Raw genomic sequence first — 23,806 nt, forward strand, 5'->3', positions numbered from 1 at the left:
TTGTTAAAATTTTAAATTAACCCCCATTGTAATCACTCTAGATGGCGTATATACATTTGATGTATTCCCACTAAACTCTTGCTGCGAATTAAACCCCTTACGTGCATTTAAAGAAAATAAGTTTTCTGCGTTTGCAAAGAATTTAACACTTGACATATTCAATTTATTTGCTAAATTCGATGATAAATTATACGAAAAACTAACTTGCCTTAAGTTTAAAAAAGAAGCATCAGTTAACCATCTATCAGAAGTAGCTCCCCATTGAGAACTAAAACTAGAATCTAATCTTGGAACATCTGTAACATCTCCTGGCTTTTGCCATCTATTTAATATATCAACACTTTTAGAGCCACCATAATCACCAGCGCTCATAATACCCGCATAATTAAAGTCTAAATTTTCTCCACCTATCTGATAGGTAAACATAAAATTCAAATCAAAATTTTTATAACTTAAAGAATTTGAGATAGAACCTGTTAAATCAGGAATAACAGTACCTGCATAGTGATATTTAGCATTATTAGAATCGGGGGTAACAGCTACCCCATTAACAGTTCTAACACCCGTTGCTGAAGCGTCTTCTGCAACAAACAAACCAGAACCATCTGTTGGATCTACTCCATACCAATCTCTAATCCAATAATCAAATAAAGATCTACCTACTTTTAGTTTTTTAGTTCCGTTAATAATTTCTTCCTGAGGTAAGAATGTAAACTCATTCTGTAAAGTAGATGCATTTACATTAATATTCCATTTAAAATCTTCTTTTTTAAATATATCATAACCTAAACTAACCTCGATACCCCTATTAAATAATGTACCTATATTTTCTTTTTTTGAACCAATTCCATCAGACAATGCAACAGGAACATCAAATAATAAATTATCTGATTCTTTATTATAAAATTCAACAGAAGCATTTAACCTTTCAAAAAGACCAAATTCTATAGCTACATCAAAGTTTTTACTAGTTTCCCATTGTAACTCTGGGTTACCTAAACTAGACCTTAAAAACCCTGATTCGCCTCCATTATTATAATCTAATTCAAATAAGGCCTGAAAAGGATAATACCCAATACCTCTACTATTACCTAACTCACCGTATGAAGCTCTAATTTTTAAATCATCAACCCAAGAGATACTTTCCATAAAGTTTTCTTTTTTCACACTCCAAGATCCACCAACAGACCAGAAAGTACCCCATTTATAATCTGGACCAAATCTAGATGAACCATCTCTACGTAAAGAAGAACTAAAGAAATATTTATTATTAAAATTATAATTAGCTCTACCAAAATAACTTTCTTCTTTTAATCTATCTACAACAGAACCTAAATCTGTAGTTGTAACAAAATTAATTAATTCTGTATTTCCATCTATAATTAACCCTGCTCTATTACCATATAATCGATCTATTTTTAAATCTTGAGATTCATGTCCTAATAAAAAATCTAAATTATGATCTCCAAAAGATTTTTTATAACTTAACAACTGGTTAAACCCTAAAGTTGTAGTTCTTGTATATGATTTAGAAGCATCTCCACCTGGAGCACCATCACCAACTAATTTATTTCTAAAAGTACTTCTATAATAATTTTGTTCTTCATAAGATAAATTAGTTCTAAAAGATAATCCTTCTGCTAAAGTTAAATCAATATAGGTTTTGGCGTTCAAATTATTTGTTTCTCTGAGCTCCTTATTTAACAAAATTTCTTGTACTATATGTCTTCCTGCACTTGCTCCAGAAGGCCTTACCCCTTGATAATCAAATAACTTATCACCATTACTATCTAAAATATAATCTCCAGTAACTGGATCATGCTGGTGAATTGGGTAAATAGGCCCCATCCCTCTTGTAAATCTAAATGGGTTTACAAAAGAATTACTTCCTTCTGTTTGTGCTTGATTTCCTTTTGAAAAAGTACCAGCAATATTTAAACCTGCTTTCAACCAAGGTCTTGCTTCATAGTTTAAATTAACACGTGTAGACACTCTTTCAAAATCAGAATTTAAAAGATAACCATCTTCTTTTAAATACCCCATAGAAGCAAAATAATTTGCATTATCACTTTTTCCTTGATAACTTAAGTCATAATTACGCCTAATACCAACTCTGGTAATTGCCTTTTCCCAATCTAAATCATCAGCATATAACAACCTTGCATTTGGATTCAATTTACCATCAACCCCTACAATTTGATCATTGGGTACATTAAATGGATTGTATCCTAATAAATTAAATATACCATTTGTTGCTCCTGTATTAGCTGTAGCTAAATCCGCAGCTGAAGCTGTACCTGGTACTGCATTAGAATTACGTAAAGCTTCCCACATGATTGGATAATAATCTTTTGCATTAATTCTATCATATTCAGCTATACCTCTTGTAACAACACCTGTTGAAGCACTAAATCTTAATTCTCCTACTTGAGACTTTCCTTTTTTTGTTGTAACAATAACAACACCATTTGTCGCTTTATTTCCATAAAGAGCAGTTGAAGATGCATCCTTTAATATAGATATACTTTCAATATCATTTGGATTAATAGCATTTAAGTCTCCATTAATAGGGATACCATCAACTACATACAATGGAGAATTAGAAGCTCCAAACGAACCAAAACCTCTAATTCTAATAGATTGTCCAGATCCTGGCTGACCACTAGACGCAGTTACAATAACCCCTGGAGAAGCTCCTTCTAAAGCTGTTGATATATTAGAGACAGCTCGATTTTCAATATCTCCTGTATTAATAGTTGTAACAGCTCCTGTTAATGCCTCTTTGCTCGAAGTACCATAAGCTACAACAACAACTTCATTTAAAAGATTACGGTCTTCGACCATCATAACATTAACAATACCTAAATTACCTATTGTCTTTGTAACAGTTTTATAACCTAAGCTGCTAAAAAGAAGAATATCTCCTACACTAACTTTCAAAGAATACTTTCCATCAAAATCTGTTTCTGTACCAGATGTAGTTCCTTTTATAAGAATACTAACACCAGGAATACCTCCTAAATCTGAAGAAACTGTTCCTGAAATAGTTTTTTTTTGCGCCAATAATGATGTGGAAATAAATAAGAACATCAATATTAGAGAAATTTTTACTTTCATAAAATAAGTTTTTAATTATAAATTTATTTTTAATTAATCCGAGAAATAACCATTAATTCAATTAACCATTATCAATAACACTTACCTCCCCTACAATATTAACACTTTTTAGCAATTAATTAACACTAAAACAACTAAATATATCATTTTTTAAGAATCACAACAACAAAACCCCACAATCTATTATATCTCAAAAAGCTTCTCTAATACAGAATACTATTGAATAATAACTTGTTTCTATTTAATTTCAAAAAAATATAACCCTACAAGTTAATACAACCACTTACGAAACAATTCGAATAATCCTTCAGAAAGAAAAACACAAAAAAATAAAACTTTTTTAAAACTATTATATCAAACAAAAAGAAATACAAATCAATATAAAAACTATAGACATATAAAGAAAATCTAATATCGCAAAAAAGAAAAGTAAAACTATTTCATTAGAGTAAAACATAATTATATATTTGTTTCTAATTACCATGTCGAAATTTTCACAACAGATAACAGAAAATACTTATTAAGAGAGTCTTTATCTAGTATTATAAAAAGACTAAACTCTAGCCAGTTTATTAGAATACATAGATCTACAATTATAAACTCAAACTTTATAGATGAAATAATTGCATCTAACTACGGAGAAACAGATGTAAAAATAAATGATAATAAAACTTTTAGAGTTAGTAAAGGTTACAAAAAAGAGTTTCAAGAAATCATGGGAGTTAAATAGTATTAAACTTCACCTTATTCATGAATAAAAAAAGTGCAAAATCTTCATATAAAAGAATAATTTCATTAGTCCCTAGTCAAACAGAATTACTGGTTGATTTAGGACTTGAAGACTCTATTATTGGTGTTACTAAATTTTGTATTCACCCAAGTCATTTAATAAATAACAAAACGATTGTTGGAGGAACAAAAACCATTAAACTTGATAAAATAAAAGGGTTAAACCCTGATATTATTCTTTGTAATAAAGAAGAAAACACTAAAGAAATTGTTAAAGCTTGCCTACAAATTGCACCTACACATGTTTCAGATATTTTTACACTTGATGACTCTAAAAAACTTATAAAAGAATACGGTGATATTTTTTATTGTAAAACACAAGCTCAAAACATCATTAAAAAATTAGATTCTGAAATTTTACAATTTCAGAAATTCATTAAAAACAAAAGAAAAAAAACAGTTGCTTACTTTATTTGGAAAAACCCATGGATGGTTGCTGCAAATAACACTTTTATTAACCACCTTATAGAATTAAATAATTTTAAAAATATTTACAAGAACTTAAACCGTTACCCTGAAATTGAATTACAGGATATTAAAAAAGAAAATCCTAATTTAATTTTACTCTCATCTGAACCTTTTCCTTTTAAAGAAAAACATATTAATGAAATGGCATCAAACGACATTCAATCAAAAATAATTTTGGTTGATGGAGAAATGTTTTCTTGGTATGGTAGCAGATTACTAAAAGCTTTTGATTATTTTAAAAAATTACACAATAGTATTTGATAATTCTTTGTATAAATACTTTACTCGGTTCAACTTTTCTAATATCTGCATTGCTTTAAATGCAGATCGATCACTTTTACACTCGTCTTCATATTTATAATCATTAGCTCTTTCAACTAATTTACGATACCTATCTTCAAGATGTGTTCTATAATTCTGTAATTGATTAATTCTTGACATTTTAGATATAATTAAGGGCTTTATAAATATACGTAAATATTTGACTAACAAAAACATAAATCAAAAAACATTCTTTTTTAAAACAAAAAGAGTTCGCAAATTAGCGAACCCTTCTGTTGGTGTTTTCATAAAATTTTAGAACTTGTCTTGCAAAGCAAATACTTGCTTTAACAAAGCTGTATTACGTAAACCTACTTTTTCACGAATTCCTTTTTCTTCAACAGCTATCATTGTAAAAACTCCTTTTAAAGCTTCTCCTGTAACGTAATCTGTTAAGTCTGGATTTACTCTTTTTACAAAAGGAATACTATTATATTTATTAATCAAATTCGACCAAATTTTATCAGCTCCTACTTTCGCAAAAGATTTTTTAATTACTGGATTAAATTGATTGTACAATGCTGTATTTGTTTTTCCTTGTAAATAAGAAGTTGCTGCGTTTTGCTGACCTAATAAAATATTTTTAGCATCGTTAAAACTTATTTCTTTAACTGCATTTACAAAAATTGGTGTTGCTGTTTTAACAGCATCCTCTGCGGTTCTATTAATTGCTTTTAACCCTTCATTAGCTAAATTACTTAAGCCTATTTTACGTAAACCTTTATCAACAGCCTGTAATTCTTTTGGCAAAATAATTTTAACTAATTCATTTCTATAAAAACCATCTTTAGCTGTTAATTTAGTAACCTGATGTTTAATCCCGTTATCTAAAGCTTGGCGTAATCCATTTCCTATTTGTTGTTGCGATAAAACACCTCCACCTTGAGGTAATTGATTCACTACTTTTTGTAATTCTGCACATCCTGTTAATAAAACTACAAATGCTACTGCTACTATTTTTTTCATTCTTAATTTGGTTTATATATTTTTAGAAACAATTATCTATTAATTGTCACATTATTTAAAACTATCTGTTTTTTTATCGTAACCGTAAGGGCAATGTCTACAACCGCTTTTACAGCAATAACCTCTTTTTAAATGATAACTCTCGGTAAACACTTTATAACCATCTTCATTTAAATAGTAATCCTCTTCAGTTAACTCTATTCGTTTATTGTACATAGTTACAAAAGTATTCTTTTTTAAACACAAAAAGACTGCCAAATTTGACAGTCTTTTATTTTAACAACTAATTTTCATTACAATTTCCTTCTATTATCATCAGATTTAGTATCTATTAACTTATTGTAAGGATCTACACCTACCTCTATAGGTTTCTTGTCTACAATAATAGAAATTTTGTTATCTATTTGAGTAACCTTATGTTTTTGCAAATACAATTCTACTTCTTTTTTCTTACCATCAACTTCTTCTTCTCCAAAAACACCTATATCAATATAATCAGCTAACTTCACTGATAATACTGGTTTTTTCATTTTATCTGTTTTGTAAGTTAATGTGTCTCCTGCCTGTTCTCCATAATAACGTTTTCCTTTTTCATTATTACGATATTTAGAAACTTCAAACTCAATATCTACTTGATATTTACCATTCTCTAATTTTTTAGAATCAACTTTTGTTACTCTATTTTTATATAAAGTAATTGTTTCAAACATGTCTTTAATTACATATTGTAAACTATCTGGTGTTACTTTCCTTATATAATCAACCATTTCTATTGAAGTAGTATATGGCGCTTCTTGAAACTTCACTTTCTGTACATATTCTTTTAAAGTACCATTTAGTTTTTCTTCTCCAATGTAATCGCTCAATGCGTATAAAACCATTGACCCTTTTTGGTAATGAATATATCCTTGACCATCATTATACATTAACGCTTTTTCACGTTTACGCTCAAAAGTACGTTGCTGTAAATAACCATCTAAAGCTTTCTTTAAAAATTTTCGCATTTTTCCTTTACCGTATTCTTTTTCTAATACTTTTAAAGAAACATATTCAGACATACTTTCAGACATCATAGTCGCTCCTAAAACATCAGCACCTATTACCTGATGCGCAAACCACTGGTGCGCAACCTCATGTACAGTAACTGCAAACGGATAATCCACTCCTCCTTCATCAGTATCATCTACATCTGCAATAAAACCAATCGTTTCTGAAAACGGAATTGTGTTTGGAAATGATTGTGCAAAATTCACATCTCTTCTTGGAAACTCAATAATACGGACTTGTTTATGTTGATACTTACTAAAATTAGTAGAATTATACTCTAAAGATGCTTTAATACCTTTAAACATTCTATCTAAGTTATATTCATGTCCTTTTTGATAATAAATTTCTAAGTTCACATCGTTCCATCTATCTTTTTTAACTTCATATTTTGCAGAATTAAACGCATAGAAATTTAAAATTTTACTATCCATTTTATAATGAAAATAACGACGACCATCTTTTACCCACTCCTTCTGTAAGTACCCTGGAGCTATTGCTATTTGATCTTCAGATGTTGAAACAGTTGCTTCAAAATCTATCCAATCTGCATCTTTAGAAATATAGGTATCTCCTAAAGCTGTGCTATCTGATGGATGTGGACGTAATTCATTCTTTGGTAAATCGAATTTTTTTCGTGTTTTATCATCTCTTAATTCTCCTGAAGAAGAATACCCTAAAGATGGATAAATACTACTGTTCATAAACGTTCCATTTTCTAATACTGGAGAGTGGCTACGTAAAAAAGTGTTTTCTTTATTCTGAATCGTAAATTTTAATTCTAAACTATCCCCTGGTTGTAACGGAGTATTAAATTTATAAATATCAAAATTTTGTATAGAATCTTCTAATACCAATGTATTTGGCTTACTAAATTCAAACGTACTTGGGTATTGATTATGATTTAAGAAAACACTATCAATTGCTTCATTGGTTTTATTAATCATTTTATAAGTCCCTGAAGATTTGAAATTCCTCGTTTTAGGAAAAATATTCATAGCAACATTTACAGCTACAATACGAGGTTGCGCCTTACCTTCATACTTTTTATAGTCTTTTTCCCAGCGAACCTGTAATTGTTCACTTTCCTTAGAAGAACGTCGTGTGTTTAAAGTATTATTTTCATAATAAATACGTGCTCCTATGCTAAAGAAACCTATTAATAATAACGTTAAAACTCCAACTACTTTTAAATTGAATCGTTGTTTAAAAATTGCTAATCTCTCTTTAAACGAATGTGGTAAACCACGTACCCAAAATAAACTTGCCAAAACCAAGGCTATTAATCCTCCTAATAACCAATATATTTTATATGTAAAATACCTACCTAACGAAGCTCCATATCCATTCATATCTGAATACGAATAATTTGGACCTTGATTATACTTAAATACCGCTTGTTCTATACCTGCAAAGCTTAAAAATCGAATTCCTATTGACAATACTAATAAGACAAACAATCCTAAATATGGATTTCCAAACAACGATTGAATAAACAATGCTAATAATGCCCATATAACAAAGTGGATAAATTTTAAAGCGTACACTTCATATAAATAATGCCCAATTTCGAAATTATAATAACCTTTATAAATTTGAAATAATATACCTGCAACCACAATTACAGCCAACATTACTAATTGCATTTTTAATAAAGCTACAAATTTTGATACTAATAATGTCCAATTTTTAACTGGTGTTACATCCACAATATGATTTGCCCCAGCAATTTTTGCCCTATGAACTAACATACCCGCATATAAAAAGGTCATTAAATTAATAAACAAACTAAACGAACCTCCAGGAACTAATAACATTTGCCATGTAGTAGGATATGTTTTTGTACCAAACATTTCTCCTGCTGTTACAGCACTTATTAAAATAAAAATTAACCCAACTAATAAAATACTAATAAAAGGTAAGCTTGTAACAATGTATTTAAAATCGATATTTGATAATTTCCAAGTAGTTTTTATATCATTCCAAAATGAATACTCATATACTACCTTAGGTAATTCAACACGAGTTATTCCTCCAAAATTTTGTTTAATAACACGTTCTCCTTTATTCTTTTTAAAACTGAACGAGATTGCATTCTGACTGAATGAAAATAATTTATAAACTCCTGCCAACATCAAACTAGCTAAACCTAACCATAACAATCGGTTATAAACTACTACGCCTTTAAACGGCGGCATTAATTCGTTTTGCTCTGCAACGGTCCAATAACGTGTATAATAATTAGCTGCCTGACCTCCGAAAGGATCGAATAAAGCAGTCCAAAAACGATTGTCTGGATTTGCTAATAAACTCTCTGCCATTGCCTGAACAAATATCAATAATAAAACAGTTATAAAACCTGCTGCTATATTTCTTGTAAAAGTTACGACACCAAAAACAATAACTCCAAATAACAATACATTCGGAATAATATACACTAAATAAGAATGTGAATATGCTGAAAAATTAAAGGCTCCAACAATCTCAGAATTTGTTCCTGGCAATCTAAATCCTATAAACATACCTAAACCAGCAACTAAAATAATTAGTAACACAATTAAAAAAGAGCTTAAAAATTTTGCTGATAAATAATTAATTTTGCTAAATGGATAGGAGTATAAAATTGAATGCATATTACTTTTATAATCTCTATATACCGATGTTCCTATTATAGATGGAAATAAAAAGAATAAGAAAATTGCCAAGGTATTAAACATCCCGTTAATTGCCATTGGTGAATTTACAATTTTAGAGGATCCTGTTGTTACAGTTAAAAAGTCAAAAATACCCGCAGAACTTGCAGAAAAGGCTAATGCTAACAAAAAGAAAATTGCTGCATATATATAAATTGCTGGTTTATTAAACCAGTACTTTAATTCGTGTTTAAATATGGTAAAAAACATATATTTTATTTTTTAAGTTAAAAAATGATTTTGTTGATTAATTACGCCGTTACTGGCTGATCATCTTTTAAAGCGATAAAATACACATCGTCTAATTGAGGTGCTGTTGCTACAAAATCTTCTGTTGGTTTTTCATCTGAAAAAACACGGACATTTAACGTATTATCTTGATTGTAATTAGATGAGAGCACATTAAAAGTAGCTTCTACACTTTCTAAATCATCTCTATTGATAACTTTTGTCCAAATTTTCCCTTCAATTTCTGCTGTAGCTTCCATTGGTGTGGTATGCTTTAAAATACGTCCACCGTTTAAAATTGCCATTTCCTTACATAACTCCTTTACATCTTCAACAATATGAGTAGAAAAAATCACTGTACAGTTTGTTCCTACTTCACGAAGTACATTTAAAAAACGGTGACGTTCTGCTGGATCTAAACCTGCAGTAGGCTCATCTACAATAATTAATTTAGGATTATTTAAAAGTAATTGAGCAATTCCGAATCGTTGCTTCATTCCTCCTGAATAACCAGCTACAAACTTTTTACGAACTTCATACAAGTTTGTAATTTCTAATACTTTTGTTACTATTTTTTTTCGATCAGATTTTGAACTAACTCCTTTTAAAGTTGCAAAGTAATCCAATAAATCCTCAGCAGACATCTTTGGATACACTCCAAAAGCCTGTGGTAAATACCCCAATACTTTACGTAAAGACATCTTATCTTCTAAAACATTAATATCTCCAAAAGTTATTGATCCAGAGTCAGGACTCTGTAAAGTTGCAATCGTTCTCATTAAAGATGATTTACCTGCTCCGTTAGGTCCTAATAAACCAAACATACCTGTTCCTATTTCTAAATTTAAACCATCAATAGCTTTTACGCCATTCTTGTAGGTTTTCGTTAAGTCTTTAATAACTAATTTCATATCTTTTGGTTTTATTGATTCTTAATAGTTTACATATCAGTAGCCTTTAAGATCAAATTGTTACAAAAAAAAACTCTTTTCGGAAAAAACTTTTCTACATACGGAAACAATAAGCACAACTATTTATTTAAAAGTGAAATATTCGCCACAAATAAATTATACTATTATGAAAAAATTATTTCTATTACCAATTGCTTATTGCATGTTAATTATTGGATGTCAAACTACAGATTCTGATGTTTTAGATAACGAAAAAAAAGAAACACTAACTGTTAAACAACGATCGGAAGATATTCCTCTTATAAGAAAAGTTTCAGCTACTTTTAATAAAATTGTTCAAAATAAAGAGGCTTGGAAAAAAATAAAGGCTTTTGTTACTGAAAATCATGTTATACTTAAAAAGAATAATGTTTTCGAAGATCATTTTATAATGAATGCTTTTACTATTAAAGATGATGTTTTTATTGGGAAAACTTCTTTTAAAAATACTTTTTCAGAAACTTATAACGCTCTTTATCCTGAAGATAATATTAATTACACTACTGTTTTGAAACAACTTCCAAAACTTCATTTTGGTTTTCCTGTATCTGCTTTAAATAATTATGATGTATGGAAAGAAAGTGGTTTTCCTATTTTAGCTAAAAGTTATGATGTAGGCAATAATAAATTACAAATAATCAACAAAGAAGAAGCTATTAAATTAGTTGGTATCGATAACTTTAATGAGCTTATTAAAAATTATAAGCAAGAATATGAGAACTATTACGTTTCAAAATCAGATGTTATTTCAATAATAACGGCTAGAGAAAATCAAGGTCATATTATGACTCTTAAAGAAGGTAACTCTACCATTGCTTCCTTTGAAATTAATACTAAAAAACACTACAATCAATTTAAGATTAATGAAAGTAAAGAAACATACTCTATATCACAAAGTAACATGATGTATCAAACTTATATTGATCTACCTAATGGTTGTAATGGTTATTATAGTTTCATTTGTGGAAGCTTAGAAATGAATACTTATACTGAAAAAATGCAAGCTTTAGCCAATGAAACGTGTAATACTTTTTGGAGATGTATTCCTTGTTGTGATCCTTATTCTGGCGGCATCTCTTATTATACAATGATTTTTGAACCAACAGCAATAAAATGTAAAAAAGCACAAAACTATATACAAGCACTAAGTATGTACTCTTTAGAAATTAACAAATAAATAAAAAAGGGTACTTGAAATATTTCAAGTACCCTTTTTTACAATTTCAGAAAAAATCTTATTTCTTATCGCTTCCAGGAGGATATTTTGCCATTATTTCATTTACAAACTCCTTAATACGAGCTTCTTTTTGCATAACACTAGTTGTTTTTAAAGCTCCTGTTCCAATACCTTGCCATACCAATTCTTTCTTTTTAGCATCTAAAATATCTAAAAACAAAGTACCTTCTGTATATTGGTTTACATTTAAACGATTAGCTCCGTTCCACATCCAAGGATTCCAACCCAAACCATAACCATATCCCCAATTATTATCGGCAATATTAACTCGTTCTCTACTCTTTGTAAAAAGACTCACCAACACATCTGGAGTAGATGATTTTGTCATTCCTTTTGCTACTAATTCTGATTCAACAGCACGCATAATTCGTTTTTTATCTAAATCAGAAATTGACGCTTTATCAATTCCTTTTTTATAAAACGCAAACGTTTTGTATTGGTTAAAATTCACTTTAGTATCATAATCTGTAGCTACTCTTACAGAGCTACATGATGTAATAACTAAAGCAATAATTGGCAATAAAAGTAATTTATTTATTTTCATTTTCTTAGGATTTACATGTTATCTAACAATGCATCATCCACTAAATTAGGTACTGTTACTTGCAAGTCTTTTTCAGATTTCATTGCTCGTTTTATCGTAAAAACAGCTTCTTCATTTCTTGCCCAACTTCTTCTTGCTATTCCGTTATTAACATCCCAAAAAAGCATTGATTTTAAGCGTCTTGATGCGTCTTTAGAACCATCAAGAAGCATGCCAAATCCACCGTTAATAACTTCTCCCCAGCCTACTCCACCACCATTGTGAATAGAAACCCAAGTAGCTCCTCTAAAACTATCTCCAATTACATTTTGTATTGCCATATCAGCTGTATAACGAGAACCATCGTAAATATTAGAGGTTTCACGGTAAGGAGAATCGGTACCAGAAACATCATGATGGTCACGACCTAATACGACATTTCCTATTTTACCTTTCTTAATCGCTTTATTAAAAGCCTCTGCTATTTTCATTCTTCCTTCTGCATCTGCATATAAAATACGTGCTTGAGAACCTACTACCAGTTTATTTTCTTGCGCTCCTTTAATCCACTGAATATTATCAGCCATTTGTTGCTGAATTTCTTCTGATGAATTCTTTTTTATCTTTTCTAAAACTTTACATGCAATTGCATCCGTTTTTGCTAAATCTTTTGGATCTCCTGAAGTACACACCCAACGAAATGGTCCAAAACCATAATCGAAACACATTGGCCCCATAATATCTTGTACATAAGATGGATATTTAAACTCTCTTCCAATTGTTGGATTATCTGACATTACATCTGCTCCCGCTCTACTTGCTTCTAGTAAAAAAGCATTTCCGTAATCAAAGAAATAAGTTCCCTTAGCTGTATGTTTATTAATCGCTTTTGCGTGACGACGTAGTGTTTCTTGTACTTTTTCTTTAAACAGTTCTGGCTCATTTGCCATCATTTCATTGGCATCATCAAATGAAATATCTGCTGGATAATAACCTCCTGCCCAAGGATTGTGTAATGATGTTTGATCTGAACCTAAATCTACATGAACGTTTGCTTCATCAAACTTTTCCCAAACGTCAACAATATTACCTAAGTAAGCTAGTGATACTGTTTCTTTGTTCTCTTTTGCTTTCTCTACTCTTGCTACTAATGTATCTAAATCAGTAATTTTTTCATCAATCCAACCTTGATCTAAGCGTACTTGCGTAATTTTTGGATTTACCTCAGCACAAACCGTAATACAACCAGCAATGTTACCAGCCTTTGGTTGTGCTCCACTCATTCCACCTAAACCTGCAGTTACAAATAAGTTCCCTTTAGGTTCTTTATTTATTTTTCTAAATCCGTTTAAAACGGTTATTGTTGTTCCGTGCACAATTCCTTGTGGACCAATATACATGTAACTACCAGCAGTCATTTGCCCGTATTGAGAAACCCCTAAAGCATTAAATTTTTCTAAATCATCTGGCTTAGAGTAATTAGGAATTACCATTCCGTTTGTAACTACAACTCTTGGCGCATCTTTATGTGATGGAAATAATCCCATCGGATGACCAGAATACATGGTTAATGTTTGCTTATCTGTCATTTTAGACAAGTACTGCATCGTTAATAAATACTGTGCCCAATTAGAAAAAACAGCTCCATTACCACCATAAGTAATTAATTCATGTGGGTGTTGCGCAACTGCATAATCTAAATTATTCTGAATCATTAACATGATTGATTTTGCCTGCTCACATTTACCTGGATATTCTTTAATATCTCTAGCATGCATTTTATAAGTAGGGCGAAAACGGTACATATAAATTCTACCATATTGTTCCAATTCATCAGCAAATTCAGGTAATAAAACTTCGTGATGTTTTTTATCAAAATATCGTAAAGCATTTCTTAAAGCTAACTTTTTTTCTTCAGCAGTTAGAATTTCTTTACGTTTTGGCGCTCTGTTTATTGAAGAATCGTAAACTGGCATTTCAGGTAATTCGTTTGGAATACCTTGCTTAATCTGTTTTTTAAATGACATCATAATTTCTTTTTTTAACGGACTGTAAATTCTTGATTTTTAACCATACTTATTAATGCGTTTATATCATCTTTAAGTACACGATCTTCTTCTAATTTAGCAACTTTACTTCTAATTAACTTAAAGTTTTCTTCAATAATAGGAGAAAATGTATTTGGCCTTCTAAAATCCATTGCCTGCGCAGCGTACATAAATTCAATTGCCAATATCTTATCTAAGTTTCCTAAAATTTGATTAAATTTTCGTCCAGAGATACTTCCCATAGAAACATGATCTTCTTGTCCTAACGAAGTTGGAACACTATCTGCTGATGGAGGAAAACATAATGATTTATTTTCAGTAACCAATGCTGCTGTTGTGTATTGTGGAATCATAAATCCTGAATTTAATCCTCCAGCCTCGGTTAATAACCTAGGTAAACCGTGCTTTCCTTCTAATAATAAATAACAACGTCTGTCTGCTATATTTCCTAGCTCAGAAACGGCTATTGATGTATAATCTAATGCCATTGCTAATGGCTGACCATGAAAATTACCTCCTGAAATTGCTTCTGTTTCACTTAATACAATAGGATTATCAGTTACAGAGTTCATTTCTATTTCTGCTAATTCTTTTAAATGCGCATATGCATTTCTCGATGCTCCATGTACTTGAGGCATACAACGGATTGAGTATGGATCTTGTACTCTTGGAAAACTATCATCAGCTGCGTTTTCAGAATCTTTTAACAACATACGCATGCGTTCTGCTACTTTTAAATTCCCTTTAAACGGACGAATCTTGTGTAATTCTTCTTTAAATGGAGAAACATTTCCTGAATATCCCTCTAAAGTCATAGCTCCAGTAACATCAGCTAAATCTAACACATATTCCATTTTATTTAAACCTAAAATAGCATGCGCTAAAATAAACTGCGTTCCATTAATTAAGCCTAAACCTTCTTTTGCCATTAAAGTTAACGGCGCTAAGTTATTTTTCTCTAATACTTTTTTCGCTGATAAAATATCATCTCCTTGCCAAAATTCTCCTTCTCCTAATAACGGTAAAAACAAGTGAGATAATGGTGCTAAATCTCCTGAGGCACCTACTGATCCTTGTTCAGGAACAACAGGTAATAAATCGTTTTCAATAAAATAAATAATACGCTCAATCAATTCTATACGTACTCCTGAAAAACCTTGACAAAGTGCTTGCACCTTACAAATCATCATTATTTTAGATAATTTTTTATCAATAGGATTTCCAACACCAACAGCATGTGTAATTAATAAATTCTCTTGTAATTTACTTGTTTCTTCTGGAGAAATTTGCACATCACATAAAGGACCGAAACCAGTATTTATACCGTAAGTAGCAACATCTGAATTTGCCATTATTTCTACCTTTCTTCTACATTCATTTACCTTATTTTCTGCATCACTAGTAATTACAGCTTTTAAAGTACCCTCAGCAATTGCAATTACCTTATTTACAGTTAATTTATCTATTCCGTATTTAAACATCCGTTTTAGTTTTATTTTTAACAAAGTTATTTTTATTTTTGATAACCAACAAGACTTATAAAGTCATCAACTGATAACTATGAGTAATCAAATAGAACTTCGTCATTTACGTTATTTTTTAGCCGTTGCTGAAGATTTACACTTTAGAAAAGCTGCTGAACGTCTTTATATTTCTCAACCTGGATTGAGTAGGCAAATAAAACAAATGGAAGATGACTTAGATATTAAGTTGTTTATTCGCAATAATAGAAAAGTCGAATTAACTGAAGTTGGGAAATACTTAAAAAAAGAACTTACGCAAAATTTAAAAAACTTAGCGCACGTTTTTAACTACGCCAGATTATTACAAGATGGAAAAGATGGACATTTAAATTTTGGTTATGTAGGTTCTGCAATGCAAGAAATTATTCCTAACCTATTAATTGAATTTAAAAAAGAACACCCTAATGTTCAATTTGGTTTAAAAGAACTAGATAACGAAAAACAAATTGATAGCTTATTATCTCAAGATATTGATATAGGTTTTGTAAGATTAGATCGCGTACCAAGAGGACTTTCAATTAAACCAATTTTAAAAGAATCATTTTGTTTAGTATTGCCTAAAAATCATTTAGTAAATAAAGATAATTTTAAAGGTTTACATCAATTAAAAGATGAATCTTTCATTCTATTCGATCCCTCATATAGTCCCTCTTATTACGAAAAAGTAATGCAGATTTTTGATGATAGTAAATTTGTTCCTATAGTATCTCACAATACAATTCACGCTGCATCAATTTATAAACTGGTAGAAAATAATTTTGGCTTGTCAATTGTTCCTAAATCGCTACAGTATGGGTATGATATGAATGTTAAGTTTATTGAACTTTCTAACATTTCTCAACGCACCACGCTATCTGTAGTTTGGGATAAAAACAATAGAAATCCTATTGTTGACTCCCTTCTAAAAATAATTTAAATAAAAAAGGTTGTCTAAATATTTAGACAACCTTTTAAGCTTTACAACGAAAACTATATTATTATTTAATTCTAATTTTTTTAGTATAATTTACATCTCCTGAATTCATCTTTACGACATAAGTTCCTTTTGCTAATTGCCCTACATTAAAACCAATGTTATAAATTCCTTTAGCATGTTTTTTATTTGAAATTAAAGTTTTTATTTTTATACCTGCAAGATTGTATATCTCTACAGTAATACTGCATTCTTTTTGAACAAAATAGTGAACATTACCTTTTTCAGACATTGGATTAGGATATATTCCTAACACAACAAATGTTTCTTTAATATCTTTATTTTCTTTTGCTTTTATATAATTAACATAATCTCCATAATTTTTATCAGCAGATTTTTTTGACACATTACTTGTTAACTTCACACCGCATACTCCTTTATCTACGTAATAACTTTTGTAGTGATATTGACCTGTATTTGGCTTTGTAATATCTTTCATAAAATACCAATCTGCCTGTACTCTATCTTCTTTTACATCTAAAATATAATAACCATGTTTTGTTAAATTAACATCTTTCATGTGTTTATTTAACTTTTTGGTATACCATTCTGCAATACTTGCAGCAACACCTCCTGCTGCATCTAAATTTTGCGAGGTTACACTTGGCACAATAAATTCTGCCGCTAAACATTTATCATTGTACATTGTATTACCTATATAAGTACTATGAATATCTCCTGTTAACACTACAATATTATCAATACTATTATCGCTTATGTATTTATAAATCTTAGCTCTCTCTTCTGTAAATCCATCCCAAGCATCTTTTGTTGGCACTCCTTTATAGTACATCATCATTACTTGATTTCCTATAATTCGCCATGTAGCACTTGAACTTGATAATTTATTTAATAACCAATCAAACTGAGGTTTCCCTAATATTGATTTATAAGATGCGCTTCGTCCTGCCGTTTTTTCTATTGACTCTTTTTTTAAATCACCCTTCTTAAGTGATTTTTCAAGTAATGAAACTAATTTATCTTCATTAAACCTTGAATCTGCCCTTCTTTTTCCAACAGTTTTATAACTATATACCAAACTTGTTATTCCATCTAGTACAAATTCTTTTTCTGATTTTGTTAGCTTTGATGTTTCAATAAAATATGGCATAATTTCTTCTAAAGCTATTTTAATTTCTTCTGGAGTTTCAACAGCTTGTGTTTTAACCATCCTTTCTACCTTACTTTTCAGCTTTTCTTCTTTAGTATGCTTTTTCTTTTCTTTTACAACGACTCCTTTATTAGCTAATGTTTCCCCTCTTCCTTCTATTCGAGTATCTAACATTAACAAATCTGCTAAATTTCCATAAGAAAAACTTCTATATAATCGATATTCTTGTATTGAATTAGCTCTAACTGGTTGCCATTCAAAATATGCTTTGTAAGCATTATTTTTCCTTGTTTCCCAACTTCCTTCCTTTGATTCTGTATGATTTTCGGCTCCAAATTTATCTGCATCATTCGCAAACTCATGATCATCCCAAATAAGAATAAAAGGATGTTGTTGGTGTAACTCTCTTAACATTGGATCTAAACGATAATATGAATAACGAATTCTATAATCATTTAAAGTTACAATCTCGTTCTTAGGTAAATGCCCACGGCCTATAGATTTTTTATATCCATAACCTCCGCTTTCATATTCATAAATGTAATCTCCTAAATGAATTACAGCATCAATGTCTTTTCTTTTTGCTAATTCTTTATAAGCATTAAAATATCCATTTTGATAATTTGAACATGAAACCACTCCAAAACGTACATTACTCACGTTCTCTGTTGGTGAGGTTCTTGTTTTTCCTATTATCGATTTTTTTCCTAGTGCTTCAAATTGATAATAGTATGATGTATTGGGTTCTAAATCTCTAACATCTATTTTAACAGTATAATCTACCTTATCGTTTGTAACTACACTTCCTTGTTTTACAATGTTTGTAAAATTAACATCTGTTGCCATTTTCCAACTAACATTAACTGCTGCATTATTTGTTGTTATACGTGTCCATATAACCACAGCATCTTTTAAAGGGTCTCCTGAAGCTAATCCGTGATAAAACGGAGCTAAAGAAGTATCAAAATAATCTTCTATGGCTCCATTTTTAGATGATCTCGCAATTTTAGTTACAACACCTTCTTCTTGGGCATTAATCGTTGTAATAGCTAGCAATAAAACTGCTATTATAATGTAGTTTAATCTTTTATACATTTGTGTTAGTTTTTAATAAGTTAATTGGTAATCGTTTTATTAGTATTGTTTCCTTTTACTTTAATAAAGTATTCTCCACTAAAAAAAATTCAGTGTTAATCGTAATGGTTTGATTTTTTTAGAGCATAACTATCTTTATACATCAATTTCCTAAAGCTGAGTATATCGCTATTTCAATATTCCCAACTTCTTTAGAATCTTTAATTCCAAAACATAAGTTGCATTAGAGATTAAGTTCGATAACTTTACAAAACTGTTATTCATTAATTTAGAATTCACTTGCTTAGTGATTTCTTTTTATAAAGGATAATTGTATCAATCTATACCAAAAAAATTCAGCTTCATAATACGCTCTTAGGGTTGTTTTCTGAAGTTTGATGCCAACCAATTATAATAGTAGTTAAAGGATTCTCGGTTAAGACTAATCGGTATTTTATCATTACCTGCCAATGAGGTGAATACAATACTTAAATGAAGTGTCGTTAATAGTTTTTGAAGGGACATATTTTAAAATTTTTACACGAAACTAAACTATTATTAAAGTAAATACTATGCATGCATAGTAACTTAACCAAAAGTTAAATTTCATAACATTACTGTAACTTTTATTTAAAAAACTACTAACCAATAGTTAACACTTACAAAGGCAACATATAATAATTTAGCTAATTATTTAATTCGTTTTTATCAATACTTTTATTCAACTATTTATCAATTCCTCTTGGGCTATCTCATATACTTGTATATTAAATTTTAAATCATTCCATAAAAAAATGAGTATCTTTGGCCAGTGATTTTCATCTCTAAACATATCGTTCCCAAAGGGTTTGTTGGTATTACGCTCTTTCCTTTCATCTTTTTAAAACGAAAAGATTTAAAACTTAATTATGAGCTTGTAAATCATGAAAAAATTCATTTACGTCAACAAAAAGAGCTCCTTATTGTTTTCTTTTACCTTTTTTATTTTTTTGAATGGTTTGTTAAATTTTTAAAATATCGAAATAGTTTTAAAGCATATAAAAACTTAAGTTTTGAGCGAGAAGCCTATCTAAATGAAGAGAATTTGTATTATTTAGAGAAAAGAAAAACTTGGGCTTTCCTTTACTATTTATAATTAATGAAAGAATCCTAATTTCTTTTAAGAAATTCGTAAATTGCACCATCAATTTTCTATAAAATTTACGAATGGAACAAATAGCACCTTATAAACCAATACATAAAGTAAGAATTGTAACAGCCGCTTCATTATTTGATGGACACGATGCTGCCATAAATATTATGCGTAGAATTATTCAATCTACCGGAGTTGAAGTTATTCATCTTGGGCACGATAGAAGTGTTGAAGAAGTAGTAAACTGTGCAATACAAGAAGATGCTAATGCTATTGCAATGACCTCTTATCAAGGAGGACATACTGAGTATTTTAAATACATGTATGACTTACTAAAAGAAAGAGGAGCTTCTCACATCAAGATTTTTGGTGGTGGTGGTGGTGTAATCCTTCCTGAAGAAATTAAGGAATTAATGGATTACGGGATTACTCGTATCTATTCTCCTGATGACGGTCGTGAGTTAGGATTACAAGGAATGATTAATGATTTAGTAAAAACTTCTGATTTTGCTATTGGAAATATTTTAAACGGAGAAATTAATCATTTAGCAGAAAAAGAAATAGGAAGCATTGCTCGTATTATCTCTTCTGCCGAAAATTTTCCTGAAGTAGCTAAAGAAACTTTAGATACAATTCATGAAAAAAATAAAAATTCTAAAACACCCGTTTTAGGAATTACAGGAACTGGTGGGGCTGGTAAATCGAGTTTAGTAGACGAATTAGTTCGTCGTTTCTTAATTGATTTTCCAGAAAAAACTATTGGTTTAATTTCTGTAGATCCATCAAAACGTAAAACAGGTGGTGCTTTGTTAGGAGATCGTATTCGTATGAATGCCATTAATAACGAACGTGTTTATATGCGTTCTTTAGCTACCCGTCAATCAAACTTAGCCTTATCTAAATATGTAAACGAAGCTGTACAGGTTTTAAAAGCTGCTGAGTTTGATTTAATTATTTTAGAAACTTCTGGTATTGGACAATCTGACACAGAAATTATAGAGCATTCAGATACTTCATTGTATGTAATGACTCCTGAATTTGGTGCTGCAACTCAGTTAGAAAAAATTGACATGCTTGATTTTGCTGATTTAGTAGCCATTAATAAATTTGACAAACGTGGTGCTTTAGATGCAATACGTGATGTTAAAAAGCAATACATGCGTAACAACAATTTATGGGATGTTCATATGGATGACATGCCTGTTTTTGGAACTATCGCTTCTCAATTTAACGATCCGGGAATGAATACGCTATACAAACGTATTATGGATAAATTGGTTGAAAAAACTGGAGTTGATTTAAAATCTAGTATGGAAATTACCAAAGAAATGTCTGAAAAGATATTTGTAATTCCACCTAGTAGAGTTCGTTATTTATCAGAAATATCTGAGAGCAACAGAGCGTATGATAAAAAAGTAGATGACCAAGTTATCGTTGCTCAAAAACTATATGGTATTCATCAAACAATTCTTTCGATTGTAAATGTCACGTCGAGTGCGCTCGAGACGTCTTTCATTTCTAAAAATGGAATTGATCAGGATGAAATTTTATCTCTCGACTCCGCTCAAGACGACAAAGAGTTTTTAAAATTATTAATTGCTCAATTTGATAAAGTAAAACTAAATCTTGATCCACATAACTGGGAAGTTATTTTAAACTGGAAAGAGAAAGTTAAAAAATACAAAGACCCTGTTTATAGTTTTAAAGTAAGAGATAAAGTTATAAATATAGATACACACAGTGAGTCTTTATCACACACACAAGTTCCGAAAGTAGCCTTACCAAAATACCAAGCTTGGGGAGATTTATTACGTTGGAATTTACAAGAAAATGTTCCTGGAGAGTTTCCATATACCGCAGGATTATATCCTTTTAAAAGAACAGGGGAAGACCCAACAAGAATGTTTGCTGGTGAAGGTGGACCAGAACGTACAAACAGACGTTTTCATTATGTAAGTTTAGGAATGCCTGCAAAGCGTTTATCTACAGCTTTTGATAGTGTAACGCTGTATGGTAATGATCCAGGAGTTAGACCTGATATTTATGGAAAAATCGGTAATGCAGGAGTTTCAATTTGTTGTTTGGATGATGCTAAGAAATTATTTTCTGGTTTCGAATTAACACACGCTTTAACCTCTGTAAGTTTAACGATTAATGGTCCTGCGCCAATGTTGTTAGGTTTCTTTATGAATGCGGCTATCGATCAGAATTGTGAGAAATACATTAAAGAAAATAACTTAGAAGAATTAGTTGAAGCTAAATTTAAGGAAATTTATGATTCAAAAAATTTAGAAAGACCTGTTTACCAAGGAGATTTACCTCAAGGTAATGATGGTTTAGGATTACTATTATTGGGATTAACTGGTGATATGATTTTACCTGCAGATGTATATGCAGAAATTAAAAAAACAACACTAGCTCAAGTTCGTGGTACTGTACAAGCTGATATTTTAAAGGAAGACCAAGCACAAAATACGTGTATCTTTTCTACAGAATTTGCATTACGCTTAATGGGTGATGTACAAGAATATTTTATTAAAGAACAGGTACGTAATTTTTATTCAGTTTCTATTTCTGGATACCATATTGCCGAAGCTGGAGCCAACCCTATTACACAATTGGCTTTAACATTATCTAACGGATTTACTTATGTTGAATACTATTTATCTCGTGGTATGGACATTAATAAATTCGGACCAAACTTATCATTCTTTTTCTCTAACGGAATTGACCCTGAATATTCAGTAATTGGTCGTGTTGCTCGTAAAATTTGGGCTAAGGCTTTAAAATATAAATACGGTGCTAATTCAAGAGCACAAATGTTAAAATATCATATTCAAACTTCTGGTCGTTCTTTACACGCTCAGGAAATTGATTTTAACGATATCCGTACAACGCTTCAAGCTTTATACGCTATTAATGATAACTGTAACTCATTGCATACAAATGCCTATGACGAAGCTATTACAACACCTACTGAAGAATCGGTACGTAGAGCAATGGCAATTCAGTTAATTATCAACAAAGAATTAGGTTTAACTAAAAATGAAAACCCTATTCAAGGAGCTTTTATTATTGAGGAGTTAACCGATTTAGTAGAAGAAGCTGTTTTATTAGAGTTTGATAGAATTACTGAACGTGGTGGTGTTTTAGGAGCTATGGAAACAATGTATCAGCGTTCTAAAATACAAGAAGAGAGTTTGTACTACGAAACCTTAAAACATACAGGAGAATTCCCTATTATTGGTGTAAATACTTTCTTGAGTTCTAAAGGTTCTCCAACAGTACAACCTGCAGAAGTTATTCGTGCTACCGAAGAAGAAAAAAAGTATCAAATAAAAACAAAAGAGATACTAAACAAAGCCAATGATGGTAAAGTTCAAGAACAATTAGCGATTCTTCAAAAAGCAGCTGTTCAGAATGAAAATTTATTTGACAAATTAATGGAAGCTACAAAGTTCTGTTCTTTAGGTCAAATTACCGAAGCTTTATTTAAAGTTGGTGGACAATACAGAAGAAATATGTAAGCAAACAATGTTTGCTAATAATTATAGAACCTCACATTTACTTGTGAGGTTTTTTGTTTTTAATACGTAATGTTAATCATAA

The 23,806-nt window shown here is 30.4% G+C and carries 15 protein-coding genes; 5 read left to right on the forward strand and 10 right to left on the reverse strand.

Going from position 1 to position 23,806, the window contains the following annotated elements; all coding sequences use genetic code 11:
• Nucleotides 1-3: 3 nt before the first annotated feature.
• The gene (locus H518_RS0116420) at nucleotides 4-3,117 is read right to left on the reverse strand and encodes a SusC/RagA family TonB-linked outer membrane protein (protein ID WP_028890080.1); all 3,114 of its coding nucleotides are present in this window, start codon (nucleotides 3,115-3,117) and stop codon (nucleotides 4-6) included.
• Nucleotides 3,118-3,580: 463 nt separating this feature from the next.
• Between H518_RS0116420 and H518_RS21580 the strand changes: the two genes are divergently transcribed.
• Both H518_RS21580 and H518_RS0116425 read left to right on the forward strand, forming a co-directional pair.
• Entirely contained in the window at nucleotides 3,581-3,847 is a 267-nt protein-coding gene (locus H518_RS21580) for a LytR/AlgR family response regulator transcription factor (protein WP_407635137.1), read from the forward strand.
• Between the two features lie 20 nt (nucleotides 3,848-3,867).
• On the forward strand, nucleotides 3,868-4,635 hold the full coding sequence (locus tag H518_RS0116425; RefSeq protein ID WP_028890081.1) for an ABC transporter substrate-binding protein: 768 nt from the start codon (nucleotides 3,868-3,870) through the stop codon (nucleotides 4,633-4,635).
• Here H518_RS0116425 and H518_RS0116430 read toward each other — a convergent pair.
• The 5 genes from H518_RS0116430 to H518_RS0116450 form a co-directional block, all read right to left on the reverse strand.
• Nucleotides 4,618-4,815, reverse strand: a complete 198-nt coding sequence (locus H518_RS0116430) for a hypothetical protein (protein ID WP_028890082.1) — start codon at nucleotides 4,813-4,815, stop codon at nucleotides 4,618-4,620. The genes H518_RS0116425 and H518_RS0116430 overlap by 18 nt on opposite strands.
• Nucleotides 4,816-4,950: 135 nt before the next feature.
• A complete protein-coding gene (locus H518_RS0116435; RefSeq protein WP_028890083.1) occupies nucleotides 4,951-5,661 on the reverse strand; it encodes a DUF4197 domain-containing protein in 711 nt (236 codons plus the stop codon).
• A gap of 51 nt (nucleotides 5,662-5,712) precedes the next feature.
• Nucleotides 5,713-5,877, reverse strand: a complete 165-nt coding sequence (locus tag H518_RS21250; protein WP_162143119.1) for a DUF5522 domain-containing protein — start codon at nucleotides 5,875-5,877, stop codon at nucleotides 5,713-5,715.
• 77 nt (nucleotides 5,878-5,954) lie between these two features.
• Complete coding sequence (locus H518_RS0116445) at nucleotides 5,955-9,608, reverse strand: ABC transporter permease/M1 family aminopeptidase (protein ID WP_028890084.1); 3,654 nt, start codon at nucleotides 9,606-9,608, stop codon at nucleotides 5,955-5,957.
• A gap of 41 nt (nucleotides 9,609-9,649) precedes the next feature.
• Nucleotides 9,650-10,537: an ABC transporter ATP-binding protein gene (locus tag H518_RS0116450; protein ID WP_028890085.1), complete on the reverse strand. Its 888-nt coding sequence runs from the start codon at nucleotides 10,535-10,537 to the stop codon at nucleotides 9,650-9,652.
• Between the two features lie 166 nt (nucleotides 10,538-10,703).
• On the opposite strand from H518_RS0116450, the gene H518_RS0116455 reads away from it, so the two are divergent.
• Nucleotides 10,704-11,753, forward strand: a complete 1,050-nt coding sequence (locus H518_RS0116455) for a hypothetical protein (RefSeq protein WP_028890086.1) — start codon at nucleotides 10,704-10,706, stop codon at nucleotides 11,751-11,753.
• A 58-nt stretch (nucleotides 11,754-11,811) separates the two neighbouring features.
• On the opposite strand, the gene H518_RS0116460 is transcribed toward H518_RS0116455, so the two are convergent.
• Genes H518_RS0116460 through hutH form a run of 3 tightly spaced genes read right to left on the reverse strand, consistent with a single transcriptional unit; the run spans nucleotide 11,812 to nucleotide 15,865 of the window.
• The gene (locus H518_RS0116460) at nucleotides 11,812-12,357 is read right to left on the reverse strand and encodes a DUF4136 domain-containing protein (protein ID WP_028890087.1); all 546 of its coding nucleotides are present in this window, start codon (nucleotides 12,355-12,357) and stop codon (nucleotides 11,812-11,814) included.
• Nucleotides 12,358-12,368: 11 nt separating this feature from the next.
• Nucleotides 12,369-14,363 carry a urocanate hydratase gene (locus H518_RS0116465; RefSeq protein ID WP_028890088.1) on the reverse strand — a complete coding sequence of 665 codons (1,995 nt, stop codon included), beginning with the start codon at nucleotides 14,361-14,363 and terminating at the stop codon, nucleotides 12,369-12,371.
• A 14-nt stretch (nucleotides 14,364-14,377) separates the two neighbouring features.
• Nucleotides 14,378-15,865: a histidine ammonia-lyase gene (gene hutH, locus H518_RS0116470; protein WP_028890089.1), complete on the reverse strand. Its 1,488-nt coding sequence runs from the start codon at nucleotides 15,863-15,865 to the stop codon at nucleotides 14,378-14,380.
• 79 nt (nucleotides 15,866-15,944) lie between these two features.
• Between hutH and H518_RS0116475 the strand changes: the two genes are divergently transcribed.
• Nucleotides 15,945-16,823 carry a LysR family transcriptional regulator gene (locus tag H518_RS0116475; protein WP_028890090.1) on the forward strand — a complete coding sequence of 293 codons (879 nt, stop codon included), beginning with the start codon at nucleotides 15,945-15,947 and terminating at the stop codon, nucleotides 16,821-16,823.
• Between the two features lie 61 nt (nucleotides 16,824-16,884).
• On the opposite strand, the gene H518_RS20645 is transcribed toward H518_RS0116475, so the two are convergent.
• Nucleotides 16,885-19,086 carry an alkaline phosphatase D family protein gene (locus H518_RS20645; protein WP_051263821.1) on the reverse strand — a complete coding sequence of 734 codons (2,202 nt, stop codon included), beginning with the start codon at nucleotides 19,084-19,086 and terminating at the stop codon, nucleotides 16,885-16,887.
• Between the two features lie 1,185 nt (nucleotides 19,087-20,271).
• Between H518_RS20645 and H518_RS0116490 the strand changes: the two genes are divergently transcribed.
• Nucleotides 20,272-23,724 (forward strand): methylmalonyl-CoA mutase family protein, encoded by a 3,453-nt coding sequence (locus H518_RS0116490; protein ID WP_028890092.1) that lies wholly within the window; start codon nucleotides 20,272-20,274, stop codon nucleotides 23,722-23,724.
• Nucleotides 23,725-23,806: the final 82 nt, after the last annotated feature.

It is taken from the genome of Tenacibaculum ovolyticum DSM 18103 (assembly GCF_000430545.1).
In the GTDB taxonomy this organism is placed as follows: Bacteria; Bacteroidota; Bacteroidia; order Flavobacteriales; family Flavobacteriaceae; genus Polaribacter; species Polaribacter ovolyticus.